The following is a 16,146-nucleotide window of genomic DNA, read 5'->3' as shown; positions in this document are numbered from 1 at the left end:
TTAAGAATTTTTAGTTTTTAAAAGAGGTTTAAGAACCAAAAAGGAAATCCACATAAAGCTACCAAAACCAATAGCCCATAACCAAGCTTCATATAAGAACAGGCATTTGTAAAGACAATAGAGTAAAATTTTTGGGCGGGCTACTATGTCCCATGAGTTAAAGCGTAGAAAACGGCCAATAAAAACACCAAAACCACTTAAATAGCAAGCTGTAAATAAAGTAATGGCAGCAATTTTTTGATTGTATTTTTTGGTAATAGAATGAAACATATCTACCATAGAAAGTGTTCCTAATAATACACCATTTAAAGCAAAAATAAAGAGCATAAATAGGTCTATCCACATCGTAGAAATACCCGTTTCTAAATGGATGAAATCAGTAATTATATAAGGGCTATTAGGTAAAAATAGTATCCAAATACCAAATAGAATAACCATTGCCGTATTAGAAGAGTTTACTTTAGTATTATACCTAATAATCTTTGAAATTATTAAAGGTAGAAGTGCTAAAAAAAGATTCCACAAAAGAAAAGTAAAGAGTATAGTTTGTGTAGTCGCTACACGGTAAATTAATACCAAAGTGCCTAACAATGTAAGCAATGCCAATCTGCCGTAATACGGGTTAATACGTAAATATGTAGGCTTCATTTTGTAAATATTAAAATTTGGGGTATTCATAAAACGTTTGTTGTATATTTTTGTTGTAAGAAATATCTTTCTTTTTGGGTTTGTGCCTCATTTATACTTTTATAATAAAATACACGTATAGTCCTGCAATTGGCCAGTTGAGTAATAATAGAAACAGTATTGTAATATGCTCTTGCATTTTTTTTGATTTGGTTAGCATATTTATAAATATGGTAAACAACGCGATGGAGTTGCTAAGGATAAAAAGACATAGGAATAGCACACCTAACATAAGAATAAATTTATGCTTAGATATTAATAATAACAGGAATATGAAATTACCTAGCGCAAAGCATAAAATGACCAATTTTGCTGCCCTTTGGTGATGTGTAAGTGTAAAATACTTCATTACTTATTACCATTATCTGTTAATTGATAGAGGGTGTATTCTTGCCATGTGCGTTCCGATTCTGTTTTTGTAAAGGAGGCGTATTTAGAGTTTATACGTTCTAATTCTCTTTCTTTTATTTCAACTTTGTTGCTTAAAGAATAGTTGTGTAATTGTGTGCTATTAGTTTTCCCTAACTTTATTAAATAGTTAATATCCGGATGTTGTAATTGTGTTAAATTGTACTCTGTAATGGCATTATCCCATGGAACTAGTGCACTTATAAAAAGACAATAAAATAGTATTGCAATATTCGTACGGAGAAGAAAGTAGAAATTTTTTAATTGGTTTACTTTGATGTAAGTTGTAATTAGACCAATGAGAGTAAGTCCTATATAAACAAATACTCCAATGCGTTTATAAGTTAGCCCAAGAGCCTCTACGTATTGATAGTTCTTTATACAGGTAAATAATGCTAAAGTAATATTAAGGCCTATCCATAAGAAAGTTAGAGCTTTTAATTGTTTGTTTTTTTTATAAAAATTTAGGTTTCCTCTAAAGAAATATAAAATTAAGATGATAGCGCAGATAATAGAAAACATTAAGGCGTAAATTCCTTGATGAACAGAGGAGGAATAGGAAGCGTTTGTACTTGAGTTTTCTTGCAACAAATAAATAATATCAGTAGCTAAGAAAAATACCAGCAATATATTTAGAGCAATAAAAATGATGCTCCCTAAGGTGTGTTCTTCCTTTATTTGTTTAAGAGTTTTTAATAAAAATGATTGTGTTGGTTTTTCAAGGCTGTTTCCTATTTTTTTATCCTGTTCTATTAAATCTTTAGGATTGTAAGGACGTAATATATGTTGGAATAGAACATACCCAATAAGTGTAAAAAATAGCCAAGGAATACGGATAAAGTTAAAACTTATCTGATTGAGTAATTCATTAAAAACGGGATTGGCATTTTTGTATAATAAAGAGAATGTAAAAAGGAGAAAAATAGCAGCAATAACCCCTTTTATATAGTTTATGGAAGTATTTGAAATTAATTTTTTAGAAATTTCAGGACTCTTAGTACGTTCGTTATAATTTATAGCAGAAGCAACTATCATATTCATAACACCTATAGACCAAGAGAGGTAAATAGGACTATTAGGGGCTATAGATTTTCCAATGAATAGGAGGAATGCCATTAAATGAACAAATATGGTGTAATTTGTAGGGTTTATAAAAACCAGTAAAGCACTAATTAAATATATAACTGGAAATTTCCAAGAAGTATAATGCTCTTTTTTTAAGGTCATTAATAGGCTAACGACAAGTATAGAAATTAAAAATAAATTTAAACCTAAGCTTTTACTGTAAAACAAAAAACTAAAGGCAAGCGCGGATAAAATAGATTTAATAGGAGTATTCATAAAAGTATAGTTTTATTGAATTTTAAAAGTTGATTTTATTCTTTCTGTTGGCTGTTGTAGCATTTTTAGGAAATTTAGCGGATAGAAAGGATGGGCTGCTTTCCCTCGTTTATATGCTTTGATAAATAAGGAGATATAATCGGGGAATAAAGTAGTACCTAATACTATGACAGTAAATAAATAGATACTGCGCTTGCCATTACCTAAAAGGTAATATTGCATGCTAATCTCTTCATGTACCGTAGTGCCTGTGTTTGTAAGAATATGAAATATATCATGGTTTTCTAGCTTGGCTTGTACTTGGAAGTTGTTACCCTTTAGAAACTGTCTTAAATGATACCCAAGACTTTCTTTGTGGTAGTGCTTTAGTTCCGCTTCTGAAATGTTCCAAGGCAGATTAGTTTTCATAATTTTTTGGTATGGTTTTTTACTCCATTCATATAATATTTCTAATAATTTCACTCTCATTTGTATACTTCAAAGTACTTTTAATTTCAAAGTAAAATATTAAAAAAATAGATATCACTTTCCTATTAATTTTTCTAACGCGTTGATGTGTTTTTTAAAAGCAGCCTTTCCTAAAGGAGTTGTAGAATACCTGGTATTTGGTTTTCTTCCTATAAACTGTTTTTCAACTTTAATATATGTCTCCTTTTCTAAAGCTTTGGTATGGCTAGCCAGATTACCATCCGTGGCTCCTAACATTTCTTTCAGCATATTAAAATCGGCATAATCATTAACCATTAGAATAGACATTATGCCTAGTCTTATTCTATGGTCGAAAGCTTTGTTTATATTGTCAATTAAGCTCATAGTTGGTGCTTAAATACGGTTAAGGTCTTTTTTAATTCTTTTTATCATATTTAAAATACATAATAGATCCATAGAGAATATGAAATACGCCAAAACCTAAGGCCCAAAAATACAAACCATAACCTATAAACTGTGTAGCAATTAGACCAATTATTATATTAGCAAAGCCCAAATAGCGAACATCTCTTAATGTGTATTTACTTGCATTAACACAGGCAAGTCCATAAAATAATAAGGTAGCAGGGGCAACCAAACCATATATTTCATTCTGTATAAGGCTTAAGCAAAAAAGACCACCAGTAAATAGGGGAATTAAGAAATTAAAAACCAATCGTTTACTGGTAACATCCCACATTTTTTCGCCACTCTCTCTAGATTTTTTAAGAGTTAATAGTACACCAGTAATTGCAGCAGCAATAATAACACCGATTGCAATAAAATACAAATTGTTAAGATTGAGCATGCTATATCTAGTAACATCTGTTTTAGACGAAAACATATATAGCGGATTCTTTACTAATATGCTATGTGCTAAATAAGCACCTATTAAAGCATATATTCCTGCTAAGATTCCAGATATTCCACTTAAGGAAATGAATCTAGAAGAACGACTCATCATATTCTTAATTTCAGATATATCTTCTAAATATTTATTTTGCTCCATATTTAAAGTACTTTGAAATACAAAGTTAATATATTTTTATAACCAAGCAATTCTTTTTTTAGTTTTTTAATTCAATTATATAATTTAAATTGAATTATGAACCCAGCAGAAAACTACATTCTTCAGCAAACAGAACCTTTTAGAAGTATCTTATTACATGTTCAGATGATAATTGAGCATACTATCTCGGATGTAGAATTAAAATACAAATACAAGGTTCCTTTCTATTATGTTAACGGAAGGCCTTTTTGTTATTTAAATAAAAGTAAAAATTATGTAGATATAGGGTTTTGGAATGGAGGGCACTTAACAGTCCATACGGAGTTAATGGTAACTGCAGGCAGAAAAGTTATGAAATCCTTACGCTACACTACATTGGAAGAAATACAAGATACTATTCTAAAAGAAGTTCTCTTAGATGCTTACCAGGTAAAGGATAAAAAGTTCTGGAAATAAAAGCAGCCCATATAATGAAACATAAACTCTTAATCTGTCTTTTTGAAAATTATTAAAGAATTATTCTGAATGTTAGTAACATACTTAAACAACTCTTTAAGACCAGTATAATTTTCAGGTTCCAAATGAGTTTCTTTTAGCGATAAATCAAAAGATAGGGCAATCCTATCGCTATTCTGCTGTGTCTCAAAACGAAAATCGCCATAATTATCTCCAAATTTCACATTCTTACTTTCTGGTAATTCATGCACTGTATAGCCTTTGGGGACTTCTATATTTATTAAATAAGTATACCTTCTTTTATATCCAAAGTCAACTGGGAAATTTCGTTCCTCGCTTAAAAAGGGATTGCTTTTAAAGAATTTCACGAAAAACGGATTTAGATAAACCATTTTTTCTTTAAAACTATTTTCTATTTCAAATTGAATTATTTCCTGCGTTTTTAAGCTTGTATTTTTTTCTTTATCAAATAGGTAGTCTACAATAACAAAATCTTCAGAAATATCTTCTTCTATTTTATCAATATAATCCTCCTCGCTTAGTTCCTCTTTTTCTTTATGCTTTTCTATTCCTGTATAACCGGAATGGATAATTCTTAGAGTACCTCTAGTCTTTTTAGTTTTTGTATCAAACTTTATTTCTCCCATAACAGCTTCTCTGCTTCCATGTTTAGGAGTTATTTTTTCCCAAGAGCTTTCATTTTTAAAATCCATAACACGCCCATAATGGTTTAATGCTTTGAAAGGTAAAGAGCCAAATGGCATATACTTGTTAGTGGCATCTAACAAATAGGTTTCGCCATTAATATTTGTTTTGGCAAGAATATAATTAAAATCATTCATGACCGGATGTGTTGTTTTGGGTAAGCCATTCTGCCGTGTAGAAACGAGCATCATTTTAGATGGTATCCCTGCCGCATTTAATAGGTTAATAAGGGACATGTTTATTTCCCACGCATTGCCTTTTTTATTATTAAACGCCTCTTTAACCCTAGCTCTTCCATAGGAAGAATTTTTGCCATCCCAAGAAAAGTAGTTTTGAATAAAACTATATATTTTTTTAGCCCTTTCTAGTGTGTCTTTTTCACTAGTAAATAAATCTGCTGGAACATTTTTTTCAAAGAAATTCTTTTTGGTTAATTGTTTTCCAAAATCTTTATCTGTTCTAAATTCTTTATCCACATTTTTCCACGATTTAGTGTATTTGTGAATTATGTCATCGAAACGGCGATGTTCTGAGAGTTCAAATTCTATTTTCGATTTGTAATTAGATGCAGCTAACATATATTCTTCTTGCTCATTAAAAGCAGGAATATCTTTCATAGCATATTTTAAAACCTCGCAATCTGCAGATTGTGAGTACCCATCTATATGAAAACAGCTTTTTTTTATAGTAGCATCATTAACATCTAATTTTAAGAAACCTTTTAAAACCCTATTGTAAATATAATTTCCGGGTATTTTGGCATTAAATTCACTATAAATTTTAGGAATGTTAGATTGGAATTCCCAACCATTAAAATTAAAAATGTATGGAGATATTTGTTTGTATTTATATTCTAAAATACTGCCTTCTTTTATATTAGGGAAAGTAAAGGTTTTTTCTTTCCACCTTTCGGATAGGTCTTTTGTAAAGACTTTACTGGATTGAAGATGTGTTTTTATATTCTCGTTATGCGTAATAGCTTTTAAATCTGTTAGGGTTTCATGACTGTCATCATTATGGTAGAGGTTGATCGCAATTGTACCAGCATCAAACCCTTTTTTGTTTAGAATTTTAATTTTTACATGGTACTCTTTAACTAACTTAATTCTGTTATCTATTACCTTAAAATAGTTGTCTCCTCGTTCATATAATACAACCGCATTTGCAGTACTATCCTTATCATAAGTTATTAGATTCCTTTCGGAAAGTAGAAGTTCACCAAAGGGGTGCCCTTTTTTGTTTTGAGAAAAGGAAAATAACGAAAAGACTAAAAAGAGTGTTAAAAGAATTTTTTTTGGCATACTAAAAGAAATTATTATCTAATAGCAAATCTAAATAAATTCCTACAATAAGTTAACTGTTTTCCTAATAGTGACTAAATTAGTTAAAAGCCCTTCTAAATGGTCTAGATGTAACATATTGGCGCCATCGCTTTTTGCATTAGCTGGATCAAAATGAGTTTCTAAAAAAATACCATCTGCGCCAGTAACTATACCTGCACGTGCAATAGTCTCTATCATATCTGGTCTACCACCAGTTACTCCTGAGGATTGATTAGGTTGTTGTAAAGAATGGGTAACATCCAATACAACAGGTGCAAATTGTTTCATGGTAGGGATACCTCTAAAATCTACCACCATATCTTGGTATCCAAACATAGTACCGCGATCGGTAACCATAACTTGCTGGTTATTAGAATCGATTACTTTGGTTACGGCATGTTGCATACTTTCCGGACTCATGAACTGTCCTTTTTTTAAGTTTACCACCTTACCAGTATTTGCGGCTGCAACAACTAAATCTGTCTGGCGAACCAGAAAAGCTGGAATCTGAAGAATATCTACATATTGAGCAGCTCTTTCTGCATCTTCATTAGTATGTATATCTGTTACGGTAGGAACATTAAAAGTTTCCGATACTTTTCTTAATATTTTTAAGGCTTTTTCATCACCAATACCCGTAAAAGAATCTACTCTGCTTCTGTTGGCCTTTTTAAAACTCCCTTTAAAAACGTAAGGAATTTTAAGTGTATCTGTGATAGATACAATTTTTTCGGCAATTCTAAGAGCTATATCTTCTCCTTCAATGGCGCAAGGACCTGAAAGTAAAAAAAAGTTATTGCTATCAGTAAATTTCAGTTGCGGTATTAGGTCTAGGTTCATTTTGGTACAATTAAGTTGGTAAAGATACAGTTTTGGCTTGATGTTTGATAGTTTTGAAAACGTAAATAAATATCAGAAAATTCTTATGAAAAACACCAGTCTTTTAGTTCTTTTTTTTGGATTAACAATAATAGCAAATGCGCAATCTGCTAAAAATGTGGAGGAGAATCAGTTTGTTATTAACGTTTTTACACCAGGGTTTGTGTATGAAAAAGGAGTAACCACAAATACAACTTTAGCAACTGAATTTACTATAGGTTTTGAAGCTAGAGGATGTACTGGTTGCGAAACGGCATATGGGATTTACCCTGCTTTTGTTGGTCAATACCGTTATTATTATAACATGGAAAGAAGATTAGGGAAAAATAAAAATATTTCTGGCAATACCGGTAATTATATATCAGGTACTCTTTGGTTGCAAAGTGGAAACCCAATATTGGGAAATTTGCATAAGAATTATAATCTTACGGGTGTAATTGCTCCGATATATGGCTTTCAACGAACCTATAAGAAAGGTTTTAATTTTAAGATAGAGGGAGGCGTGGGATATAGCTTTAATGACTATGAAAATGGTCTCGGAGTTATTTTGCATACAACCTTTGGGTGGGTGATTCGAAAGAGGAAGAAGTAATTTGCTGATAGTCAGCAACATAAAATTAACAGAACTATTTGCTAGCATGAAAAAAATTAAGGTATCTTTGCACGCTGAAAATAGCATTAAGAAAGCTATTAAATAAATTACTTTATGTCAATAACAAAGAATATTGCAATCATTGCACACGTAGATCACGGTAAAACAACCTTGGTAGATAAAATTATGTACCACTGTCAATTGTTTCGTGAGAACCAGAATACAGGGGATTTAATTTTAGATAGTAATGATTTGGAACGAGAACGTGGTATTACTATTACCTCGAAAAACGTTTCTGTTGTTTATAAAGGAACAAAGATTAATATTATAGATACTCCTGGTCACGCCGATTTTGGTGGTGAAGTAGAGCGTGTATTAAACATGGCAGATGGAGTATTGTTGTTGGTAGATGCTTTTGAAGGGCCTATGCCGCAAACACGTTTTGTATTGCAAAAAGCAATTGATTTAGGTTTAAAACCTTGCGTGGTTGTAAATAAAGTAGATAAAGAAAACTGTACTCCAGAGGAGGTACATGAAAAAGTTTTCGATTTAATGTTCGAATTAGGTGCCGAAGAATGGCAGCTAGATTTTCCAACAGTATACGGTTCAGCTAAAAATAACTGGATGAGTGATGATTGGAGAAATGAAACAGAGAATATAGAGCCATTGTTAGATATGGTTATTGAGCATATTCCAACTTTTGAACCAAAAGAAGGTAATACGCAAATGTTAATTACATCTTTAGATTTCTCTTCTTTTACAGGGCGTATTGCTATCGGAAGATTACAAAGAGGAACATTAAAAGAAGGACAGCAAGTTTCTTTGGTAAAAAGAGATGGGTCTATCGAAAAATCAAAGATAAAAGAGCTTTTCATTTTTGAAGGTCTAGGAAAACTTAAGGTGCAAGAAGTAGCAACAGGAGATATTTGTGCTATAACAGGTATAGAAGGTTTTGAAATTGGAGATACTATTGCAGATTTAGAAAATCCAGAAGGTTTACAAACTATTGCTATAGATGAACCAACAATGAGTATGTTGTTTACTATTAATGATAGTCCATTTTTTGGTAGAGACGGTAAGTATGTAACTTCTAGGCATATTAATGATAGATTACAAAAAGAACTAGAAAAGAATTTAGCTTTACGTGTAAATGCAACGGATAGTGCAGATAAGTTTTTAGTATTTGGCCGTGGGGTATTACACCTTTCTGTTTTAATAGAAACTATGCGTAGAGAAGGTTATGAATTACAAATTGGGCAACCGCAAGTAATTATAAGAGAAATAGACGGAGTAAAATGTGAGCCTATAGAATCTTTAACTATTGATTTACCAGAAAATGTTTCAGGAAAAGCAGTAGAATTTGTTTCTATGCGTAAAGGAGAAATGACAAGTATGGAAGCTAAAGGAGATCGTATGGTATGCGAATTCTTAATTCCATCTAGAGGTATTATAGGTCTACGTAATCAGTTGTTAACAGCTACAGCTGGTGAGGCAATTATGGCACACCGTTTCTTAGAGTATCAACCAATGAAAGGAGATATTCCACAAAGACAAAATGGTTCTTTAGTCTCTATGGAACTTGGTAAAGCTATTCCTTATTCTATTGATAAATTACAAGATAGAGGTAAATTTTTCGTAGAGCCAGGAGAAGATATTTATGAAGGACAAGTTATAGGAGAGAATTCTAGAGGAGATGATATGACAGTAAATATCACCAAAACTAAAAAAATGTCTAACGTACGTTCTTCAGGAGCAGATGATAAAGCTAAAATTGTTCCGGCAATTAAATTCTCTTTAGAAGAAGCTTTAGAATATATTCAGAAAGATGAGTATGTTGAGGTTACTCCTAAGTTTTTACGAATAAGAAAAATATACTTAACAGAAAATGAACGTAAACGTAATAAAATAGCGTAAGTGTTCTATTTATATATACTAAAAAAGCTCCAAATTTTTAATTTGGAGCTTTTTTAGTTTTAAGTATATTTTATTAATCTTTCGGAGCTTGATGTAATGCCGCCGCTGCTGCCCCAATAATACCTGCATGGTTTTGTAATTCTGATGGAATTACAGGAGTATCTATAGTAATACACTCGCTATATTTTTCAAAATCTTTAGAAGAACCTCCTCCTAGAATAATAAGGTCGGGACAAGTGATTATTTCTACTAAGCTTAAAAATTTATTAAAGCGCTTTCCCCATTTTTTATAACTAAGTCCTTCGCGTTCTTTTGCTGAATTTGCAGCCCATAACTCAATTTTGTCGTATTCTTTGTAAGGTATTTGTCCCAGTTCAAAGTTCGGAATTAATTCGCCATCTAAAAACATACCACTACCAAGTCCAGTGCCAATAGTTATCATAACCACTAGACCTTTTTTACCTTTGCCAATACCGTAATTCATAGTAGCATAACCAGCAGCATCGGCATCATTAATTACGGTTACTGGTAGTCCCGTTGTTTCACTGAAAAGTTCATGGATATTAACATTGAGCCAAGAAGGATCTAAATTTCCAGGAGATTTGCAAACACCATGCTTTACTATGGTAGGAAAACCACAACCAATAGGGCCTTTGTAATTAAAGTGTTCTACAATTTCTTGAATGACTCTCGCCATTTCTTTAGGTTTTCTACTAGGTGGTGTAGGGACTCTAAACCTTTTGGTGGTCATTTCACCTGTTATTGTGTTTACTAGAGCTCCTTTCATTCCAGAACCACCTATATCGATACCTAAAACTTCCATGAATTATTATTTGTTATGTTAACAAAGTAACGAAAAGAATTAGGAAAAGATTGTTTGCCTAGTATTGGAATACTTATTATTTTTTTACTTGTACTAAAAATAGAGTATTCAATAATATCTTAAATTTCTTTTTAGAGTTTAAAAACTTATAAAAGAGTTATGTTTTCTTTTTGGTATTTATTAAGTATTGGGTCTTCCGTATTAAGTTCCGTTACTAGAATATCAATAGCGCTTAAATCTCCAATTTTGTATCTATTAAAGGTATTTATTTTTTCAGAAATAGCCAGAGAAACTACTTGCTTAGATGCCTTAATCATCGCTTTTTTCATTTGAGCAATTTCCCAATCTACTTCAGTAATTCCGTGCTCAATATCTAAATACCCAGTTCCTAAAAAACAAATATCTGCTTTTATTTCAGATAAAATATTTATTGTGCTACCTCCGGTTGCTAATTGAGAACTTCTAGATAATTTGCCTCCAATTAAATATACATCGTATTTGTTAGAGGTGTTATTTAATAGTTCAACAGCCATTTGTAAGCTTGGTGTAAAAAAGGTAAGGCCCATTTTTCTTGGTAATAATTTAATCAGTTCTATATTGGTAGATCCACCACTTATAAGAATAACATCCCCTTCTTTTAATAGGGTTATACCTTTTTTTGCGATTATCGTTTTGTTGTGTAAATCATATATTTCGCTAGTTTTATCTGTATTGATGTTAAAACCATTAGAAACAGCTCCTCCATGGACTTTTTTTAAGCTTTTTTTAGAGTCTAGCTCTTTAATATCTCTACGAACAGTATCCATAGAAACATTTAAAATAGTTGCTAAATCACTCAGAAGAACTCTATTGTGAATATGAACTTCGTTTAGAATAATTTGATGCCTTTTGTCCTTTTTCAAAAAAAATATATTTAAATACAATGATAAGAAAAATTACGCAAAATAAATGCTACTTAAAGCGGCAAAAAATTAGTTTTTGTTGCTATTTACGCAATTAAACATGTTTATTTTAGCAATATTTGCAATTTAATATTGCAAATATTAAATTATAACGATATGTTTGCGATGTAAACATTCAAAAACTCACTATTATGAAAAAAAATCTTTATGTATTTCCATTAGTACTTTTCCTGCTATTTGCCCATACTGTTTTTGGACAAATGACTAATATTACAGGAACTGTGCTAGCAGATGATGGGCTTCCATTACCTGGTGCTAGTGTATTGGTAAAAGGAACAACAAACGGAGGAGTTTCTAATTTCGACGGTAATTTTAGTATACAAGTAAATCAATCAACAGATGTTGTATTGGTTGTAAGTTATATTGGATATAAAACAAAGGAAGTTCAAATGTTAGACGGACTAACTCCAATGACTATAGTATTGAATGTAGATGCTAATGCCTTGGACGAAGTAATAATTGTAGGGTCTTCTATAACGCAATCCCGAAAAAAGTTGGGTAATGCCATTACAAGTATAAAATCTGCAGCAATAGTTAAAGCTGCACCAGTAAATATTACGGCATCTTTACAAGGAAAAGTTCCTGGGGCTCAAATAACTCAAAATTCAGGAGATCCAGCAGGAGGGTTTTCAATTAGATTAAGAGGGCCTAGTACTATAAAAGGTTCCTCAGAGCCCCTTTATGTTATCGATGGAGTGGTTACAAGTAATTTAACAACCAATGTTACCAATTTAAATGTTAGTGCAGGCGATGCGCAGCCCGGACAGAATAGAATGATAGATATAAATCCAAATGACATAGCTAGTATTAATATATTAAATGGAGCTGCTGCTGCTGCAATATATGGTTCGCGAGCATCCAACGGAGTTGTTGTAATTTCCACTAAAAAAGGTGGTAATACTACAGATGGACCAGAATTATTTTATAAAACTACATTTAAGGCAAGCAAAATAAGAAAAAAGCTAGACCTAAATTTAACAGGAGAGCAATTCGAGACCGTATCTAATAGTAGCTTATCAGGAAGACTATGGCCTATTTTTGGGTTTGATACAGTATCTGGAAATTTAACGACTTTTAGTAATTTATCTTCCAATAAATTCAATGTAGAAAGGTATGATTACCAAGATGAAATATTTCAGACAGGTTTTGGTACCGATAATTATTTTTCCATACGTGATGGAAATGATACGATGGGCTATAATGCCTCTATTGGGTATTTAAGCAATGAAGGAATTGTTAAGAATACGAAGTATAATAGATTTTCTGCCCGATTAAATTTTAATCATTCGGTAAATGACTGGTTGTCCTATGATATAGGATTGTATTACTCTAATAGTAATTCCGATGAGAAACCAGATGGTAATGTTTTCTGGAGCCCAATTAATGCAATAAATATTACAAATAATATTTATGATATTACCCAACGAGATTCAAATGGAGATTTATTAGCTGTTGAAAATACAAGAGTTAATCCATTATCTATAATAGAAACTTTTGATATAACCCAGAAAGTGAGTCATTTTATCCCTAATGCACATTTAAAAATAACTCCTTTTAAAGGAGTGTCTATTGATCAGATTATTGGTGTAGATACCTATACGCAAAAAGGACATATTTCTATTCCAATTTATCCGTATGCAAATGTAAATCCTGCCTATTTTAACAATGGGTATTTAGGAGATGCAGAAGCAAAAATATTTAATTGGAATTATGATATTAATGCTAGTTATGATGTTAATTTAGGTGAAACGATAGAATCTAAAACAACCGCAGGTTACAGTTTTCAATCTAGTAAATTAGAATATAGTGGAGCGCAAGGGAGAGATTTAGATGCGAATGGAAGTCCAACTGTTCCTTTGCAAACAAACCCGATAGATTCAAACTTAGATATATATGGGTTTTTCTTGCAAGAAACATTATCCTTTAACGATAAATTGTTTTTAACCTTAGCTGGTCGTGTAGATGGAGCCACTAATTTTGATGTAGATAATAGATCTAATTTTTATCCTAAAATTTCAGGATCCTATGTATTATCTAATGAAAAGTTTTGGGGAGAGTCTAATTTTGTTAACTCAGCAAGACTAAGAGCTTCTTATGGAGAAGCAGGTAATCTTACCGCAATTTCTCCTTATGAGAGATTCGGAAGTTATAGTTCTTCAGACTTTTTAGGCTCTTCTACCTTACAACAAAATAATAGATTGGGGAATGAAGGATTAGTGCCAGAACGTACTAAAGAATTCGAAATAGGAACGGATCTTAGTTTTTTTAACAATAAAGCTTCTTTATTATTTACATATTATAAGCAAAATATAGAGGACCTTATTGTTAGTCGAGTTTTAGCACCATCTATAGGCGGAGCTACAAGAACGGAAAATGTGGGTAAAATGTCTAATAATGGTATAGAGTTGTATGCTAGAATTACCCCAGTGAAAACGGAAGATTTAACTTGGGATTTAAACTTCAACTATAGTAGTAATAAAAATGAGGTTATAAACACAGTTGGTGGGGATATAACAATTGCTACCGTTACAGGAGCCCCTCCAGTAGTAAAAGAAGGGGAGGCATTAGGAGTTTTTTATGGAACTTATTTTGCAAGAGATGATAGCGGAGAATTAATATTATCAGGGCCTTCAAGTACAGGAGCTCCAGAAGGGGTGCCACAACAAGAAAGGGGAGATTTAGTAACAGGACTGCCTACTAGAGATGCCAATGGGCAACCAATAGGGGATGTGTTGCGAAAAGTAATAGGAGATCCTAACCCAGATTATATTTTAGGAATAGGAACCGATGTAGCTTATAAACGATTTTCATTTTCGATGCTTTGGGAAGCCGTACAGGGGTTCGATGTTTTTGATGCGGATAAACGAACTAGGCAGGGTGTTGGTTTAGGAAGTTTGGCAGGAAAAGAGCTCTCTGGGGAATTGCCAAGAGGATATATTGCTGGTATATACCCAATCCAAGAATTTAGAATGGAAGACGGTTCATTTGTAAAGTTAAGAGAGTTGTCTTTAGGATATGAGTTCCCTTCATTGTTTAATGATAGTTTAAAGAATGTAAAATTGTCTTTGATAGGTAGAAATTTAATATCGTTTGATAATTTCTTTAGTTATGATCCTGAAACAAATGCAGGTGGGCAATCTAATTTACTAAGAGCAGTAAATTTTGGAAATGTACCTATCCCTAGCACTTTTGCAATTTCATTAAGCGCAAATTTTTAAATAAAAAAACATGAAAAATATACTAAAATTTATAGCTTTAAGTCTTTTGGTATTAACAGGAGTATCTTGTAATACAGAATATTTAGACCCCAATTCTACTCTAGAACCAGATGTAGTTAACAGCACAGATAATTTAATAAAACTAATTAACGGAATACAACAACGATGGAGTTCTGACCGTTCTGGTGTATTGTATACTAACACCCATATTTCGGGGCTAAATACTGGCGAGCTTCGATTATTAAATCCTGGAAATTTAGGAGAAAATGGTTTAGTCCTAGGTGGTGTTAATGTGGATGGCGGTAATGAAATATTAAACAATATTTGGACTAATGCAATGTTATGCCGTAAAGAAGCAAATACGATAATTAATGCTGCGGATCAAGCTACCGATAATACAGAATTAGCAAATTCTTTAAAGGCTTATGGCTTGTTTTATAGAGCATTGGTACATGGAACTTTAATACAGGTTTATGAGAGAATTCCAGTAGAAATTATAGAAAACGCTCCTTTTGTTGATAAAAGTGCAGTACTACAAAATGCTATTGCAGACCTGGAAGAGGCAAAAAGTCATATCGGCACAGGTATTTCTTCTGAAGTTGTTTCTGGTGTATTTGGTTCTGTAGATATAGAAAATTCTGTAAATGCACTATTGGCTAGATTTAATTTAATGGCAGGGAATTATACCGAAGCAGTAACAGCAGCTACTGAGGTTGATTTAAATGTAAAAAGCACCTGGGAGTTTGATGCTGCAGTACCAAATGCTCTTGCTTTTTGGTTTGGCTCTCAAAATGTAACACAAGCAAAAGACACTTCTTTTGGTTTGCCTGGAAGTCTAATGCCAGATCCAGCAGATGCTAGAATTCCATTTTATGTAACAGCAGAGGATTTTAGTATTCCAAGTCCAAATTACCAGGTCGTTGGCTTTTATACAGATAATTTAGATGAGGTGCCTGTTTATTTACCAGGAGAGATGCTTTTAATTATAGCAGAATCGCATGCAAGAAATAATAACCTTGTAGATGCAGAAATTGCATTGAATGCCGTACTTACTAAAACGGCAACTACCGATGTATTTGGTTTGGGAGCTGGGTTGCCAGTATACTCCGGAGCGCTTACACAAGAAGCTTTGTTAGACGAGATTTATAAAAATAGAAGAATAGAATTATATCTATCTGGCTTAGGGTTAGAAGATACAAGGAGGTTTGGAAGACCAGGGGCGCAAGAAGCAGACGCAGAAAGAAATAGAGATTATTACCCTTATCCTAATGCAGAAAGAGATAATAATACCAATACTCCAGTAAACCCAACGTCATAATTAAATTTTTGAGTTAGATTAAGTTTACGCCCAGAACACTATTG

The 16,146-nt window shown here is 32.4% G+C and carries 14 protein-coding genes; 5 read left to right on the top strand and 9 right to left on the bottom strand.

Annotation, left to right across the window (positions count from 1 at the left end; genetic code table 11):
* The 5 genes from QZZ51_RS01325 to QZZ51_RS01305 form a co-directional block, all read right to left on the bottom strand.
* Positions 1-648 carry a DUF1361 domain-containing protein gene (locus QZZ51_RS01325; RefSeq protein ID WP_291864795.1) on the bottom strand — a complete coding sequence of 216 codons (648 nt, stop codon included), beginning with the start codon at positions 646-648 and terminating at the stop codon, positions 1-3.
* Positions 649-1,035: 387 nt separating this feature from the next.
* Positions 1,036-2,436: a DUF4173 domain-containing protein gene (locus QZZ51_RS01320; RefSeq protein ID WP_291864792.1), complete on the bottom strand. Its 1,401-nt coding sequence runs from the start codon at positions 2,434-2,436 to the stop codon at positions 1,036-1,038.
* 12 nt (positions 2,437-2,448) lie between these two features.
* Positions 2,449-2,904, bottom strand: a complete 456-nt coding sequence (locus QZZ51_RS01315) for a hypothetical protein (RefSeq protein WP_291864788.1) — start codon at positions 2,902-2,904, stop codon at positions 2,449-2,451.
* Between the two features lie 54 nt (positions 2,905-2,958).
* Positions 2,959-3,249 (bottom strand): transcriptional regulator, encoded by a 291-nt coding sequence (locus tag QZZ51_RS01310; RefSeq protein WP_291864785.1) that lies wholly within the window; start codon positions 3,247-3,249, stop codon positions 2,959-2,961.
* Between the two features lie 31 nt (positions 3,250-3,280).
* Entirely contained in the window at positions 3,281-3,913 is a 633-nt protein-coding gene (locus QZZ51_RS01305) for a hypothetical protein (protein WP_291864782.1), read from the bottom strand.
* A gap of 96 nt (positions 3,914-4,009) precedes the next feature.
* Here QZZ51_RS01305 and QZZ51_RS01300 point away from each other — a divergent pair, with 96 nt between their 5' ends.
* Entirely contained in the window at positions 4,010-4,369 is a 360-nt protein-coding gene (locus QZZ51_RS01300) for a DUF1801 domain-containing protein (RefSeq protein WP_291864779.1), read from the top strand.
* Positions 4,370-4,398: 29 nt separating this feature from the next.
* Here the strand turns inward: QZZ51_RS01300 and QZZ51_RS01295 are convergent, their stop codons facing one another.
* Positions 4,399-6,375 carry a DUF3857 domain-containing protein gene (locus tag QZZ51_RS01295; protein WP_291864777.1) on the bottom strand — a complete coding sequence of 659 codons (1,977 nt, stop codon included), beginning with the start codon at positions 6,373-6,375 and terminating at the stop codon, positions 4,399-4,401.
* Positions 6,376-6,417: 42 nt separating this feature from the next.
* Positions 6,418-7,236, bottom strand: a complete 819-nt coding sequence (kdsA, locus tag QZZ51_RS01290) for a 3-deoxy-8-phosphooctulonate synthase (RefSeq protein ID WP_291864775.1) — start codon at positions 7,234-7,236, stop codon at positions 6,418-6,420.
* A gap of 85 nt (positions 7,237-7,321) precedes the next feature.
* Between kdsA and QZZ51_RS01285 the strand changes: the two genes are divergently transcribed.
* Entirely contained in the window at positions 7,322-7,867 is a 546-nt protein-coding gene (locus QZZ51_RS01285; protein WP_291864773.1) for a hypothetical protein, read from the top strand.
* Between the two features lie 114 nt (positions 7,868-7,981).
* Positions 7,982-9,781: a translational GTPase TypA gene (gene typA / locus QZZ51_RS01280; RefSeq protein ID WP_291864772.1), complete on the top strand. Its 1,800-nt coding sequence runs from the start codon at positions 7,982-7,984 to the stop codon at positions 9,779-9,781.
* Between the two features lie 73 nt (positions 9,782-9,854).
* On the opposite strand, the gene ppgK is transcribed toward typA, so the two are convergent.
* Together ppgK and QZZ51_RS01270 are read right to left on the bottom strand one after the other, a co-directional pair.
* Positions 9,855-10,604, bottom strand: a complete 750-nt coding sequence (gene ppgK, locus QZZ51_RS01275; RefSeq protein WP_291864769.1) for a polyphosphate--glucose phosphotransferase — start codon at positions 10,602-10,604, stop codon at positions 9,855-9,857.
* 146 nt (positions 10,605-10,750) lie between these two features.
* Positions 10,751-11,506, bottom strand: coding sequence for a DeoR/GlpR family DNA-binding transcription regulator (locus QZZ51_RS01270; RefSeq protein ID WP_291864767.1), 756 nt, complete (start codon positions 11,504-11,506; stop codon positions 10,751-10,753).
* A 191-nt stretch (positions 11,507-11,697) separates the two neighbouring features.
* Between QZZ51_RS01270 and QZZ51_RS01265 the strand changes: the two genes are divergently transcribed.
* Together QZZ51_RS01265 and QZZ51_RS01260 are read left to right on the top strand one after the other, a co-directional pair.
* The gene (locus QZZ51_RS01265) at positions 11,698-14,784 is read left to right on the top strand and encodes a SusC/RagA family TonB-linked outer membrane protein (RefSeq protein ID WP_291864765.1); all 3,087 of its coding nucleotides are present in this window, start codon (positions 11,698-11,700) and stop codon (positions 14,782-14,784) included.
* A gap of 10 nt (positions 14,785-14,794) precedes the next feature.
* A complete protein-coding gene (locus tag QZZ51_RS01260) occupies positions 14,795-16,102 on the top strand; it encodes a RagB/SusD family nutrient uptake outer membrane protein (RefSeq protein ID WP_291864762.1) in 1,308 nt (435 codons plus the stop codon).
* Positions 16,103-16,146 lie beyond the last annotated feature (44 nt).

Source organism: Maribacter sp. (assembly GCF_016744255.1).
GTDB lineage: Bacteria > Bacteroidota > Bacteroidia > Flavobacteriales > Flavobacteriaceae > Maribacter_B.
This window is presented reverse-complemented; position numbering and strand designations above follow the sequence as displayed.

Coding starts and splice junctions, on each gene's coding strand:
- QZZ51_RS01325 (WP_291864795.1), bottom strand. CDS start 648: ATGAAGCCTACATATTTACGTATTAACCCGTATTACGGCAGATTGGCA.
- QZZ51_RS01320 (WP_291864792.1), bottom strand. CDS start 2,436: ATGAATACTCCTATTAAATCTATTTTATCCGCGCTTGCCTTTAGTTTT.
- QZZ51_RS01315 (WP_291864788.1), bottom strand. CDS start 2,904: ATGAGAGTGAAATTATTAGAAATATTATATGAATGGAGTAAAAAACCA.
- QZZ51_RS01310 (WP_291864785.1), bottom strand. CDS start 3,249: ATGAGCTTAATTGACAATATAAACAAAGCTTTCGACCATAGAATAAGA.
- QZZ51_RS01305 (WP_291864782.1), bottom strand. CDS start 3,913: ATGGAGCAAAATAAATATTTAGAAGATATATCTGAAATTAAGAATATG.
- QZZ51_RS01300 (WP_291864779.1), top strand. CDS start 4,010: ATGAACCCAGCAGAAAACTACATTCTTCAGCAAACAGAACCTTTTAGA.
- QZZ51_RS01295 (WP_291864777.1), bottom strand. CDS start 6,375: ATGCCAAAAAAAATTCTTTTAACACTCTTTTTAGTCTTTTCGTTATTT.
- kdsA (WP_291864775.1), bottom strand. CDS start 7,236: ATGAACCTAGACCTAATACCGCAACTGAAATTTACTGATAGCAATAAC.
- QZZ51_RS01285 (WP_291864773.1), top strand. CDS start 7,322: ATGAAAAACACCAGTCTTTTAGTTCTTTTTTTTGGATTAACAATAATA.
- typA (WP_291864772.1), top strand. CDS start 7,982: ATGTCAATAACAAAGAATATTGCAATCATTGCACACGTAGATCACGGT.
- ppgK (WP_291864769.1), bottom strand. CDS start 10,604: ATGGAAGTTTTAGGTATCGATATAGGTGGTTCTGGAATGAAAGGAGCT.
- QZZ51_RS01265 (WP_291864765.1), top strand. CDS start 11,698: ATGAAAAAAAATCTTTATGTATTTCCATTAGTACTTTTCCTGCTATTT.
- QZZ51_RS01260 (WP_291864762.1), top strand. CDS start 14,795: ATGAAAAATATACTAAAATTTATAGCTTTAAGTCTTTTGGTATTAACA.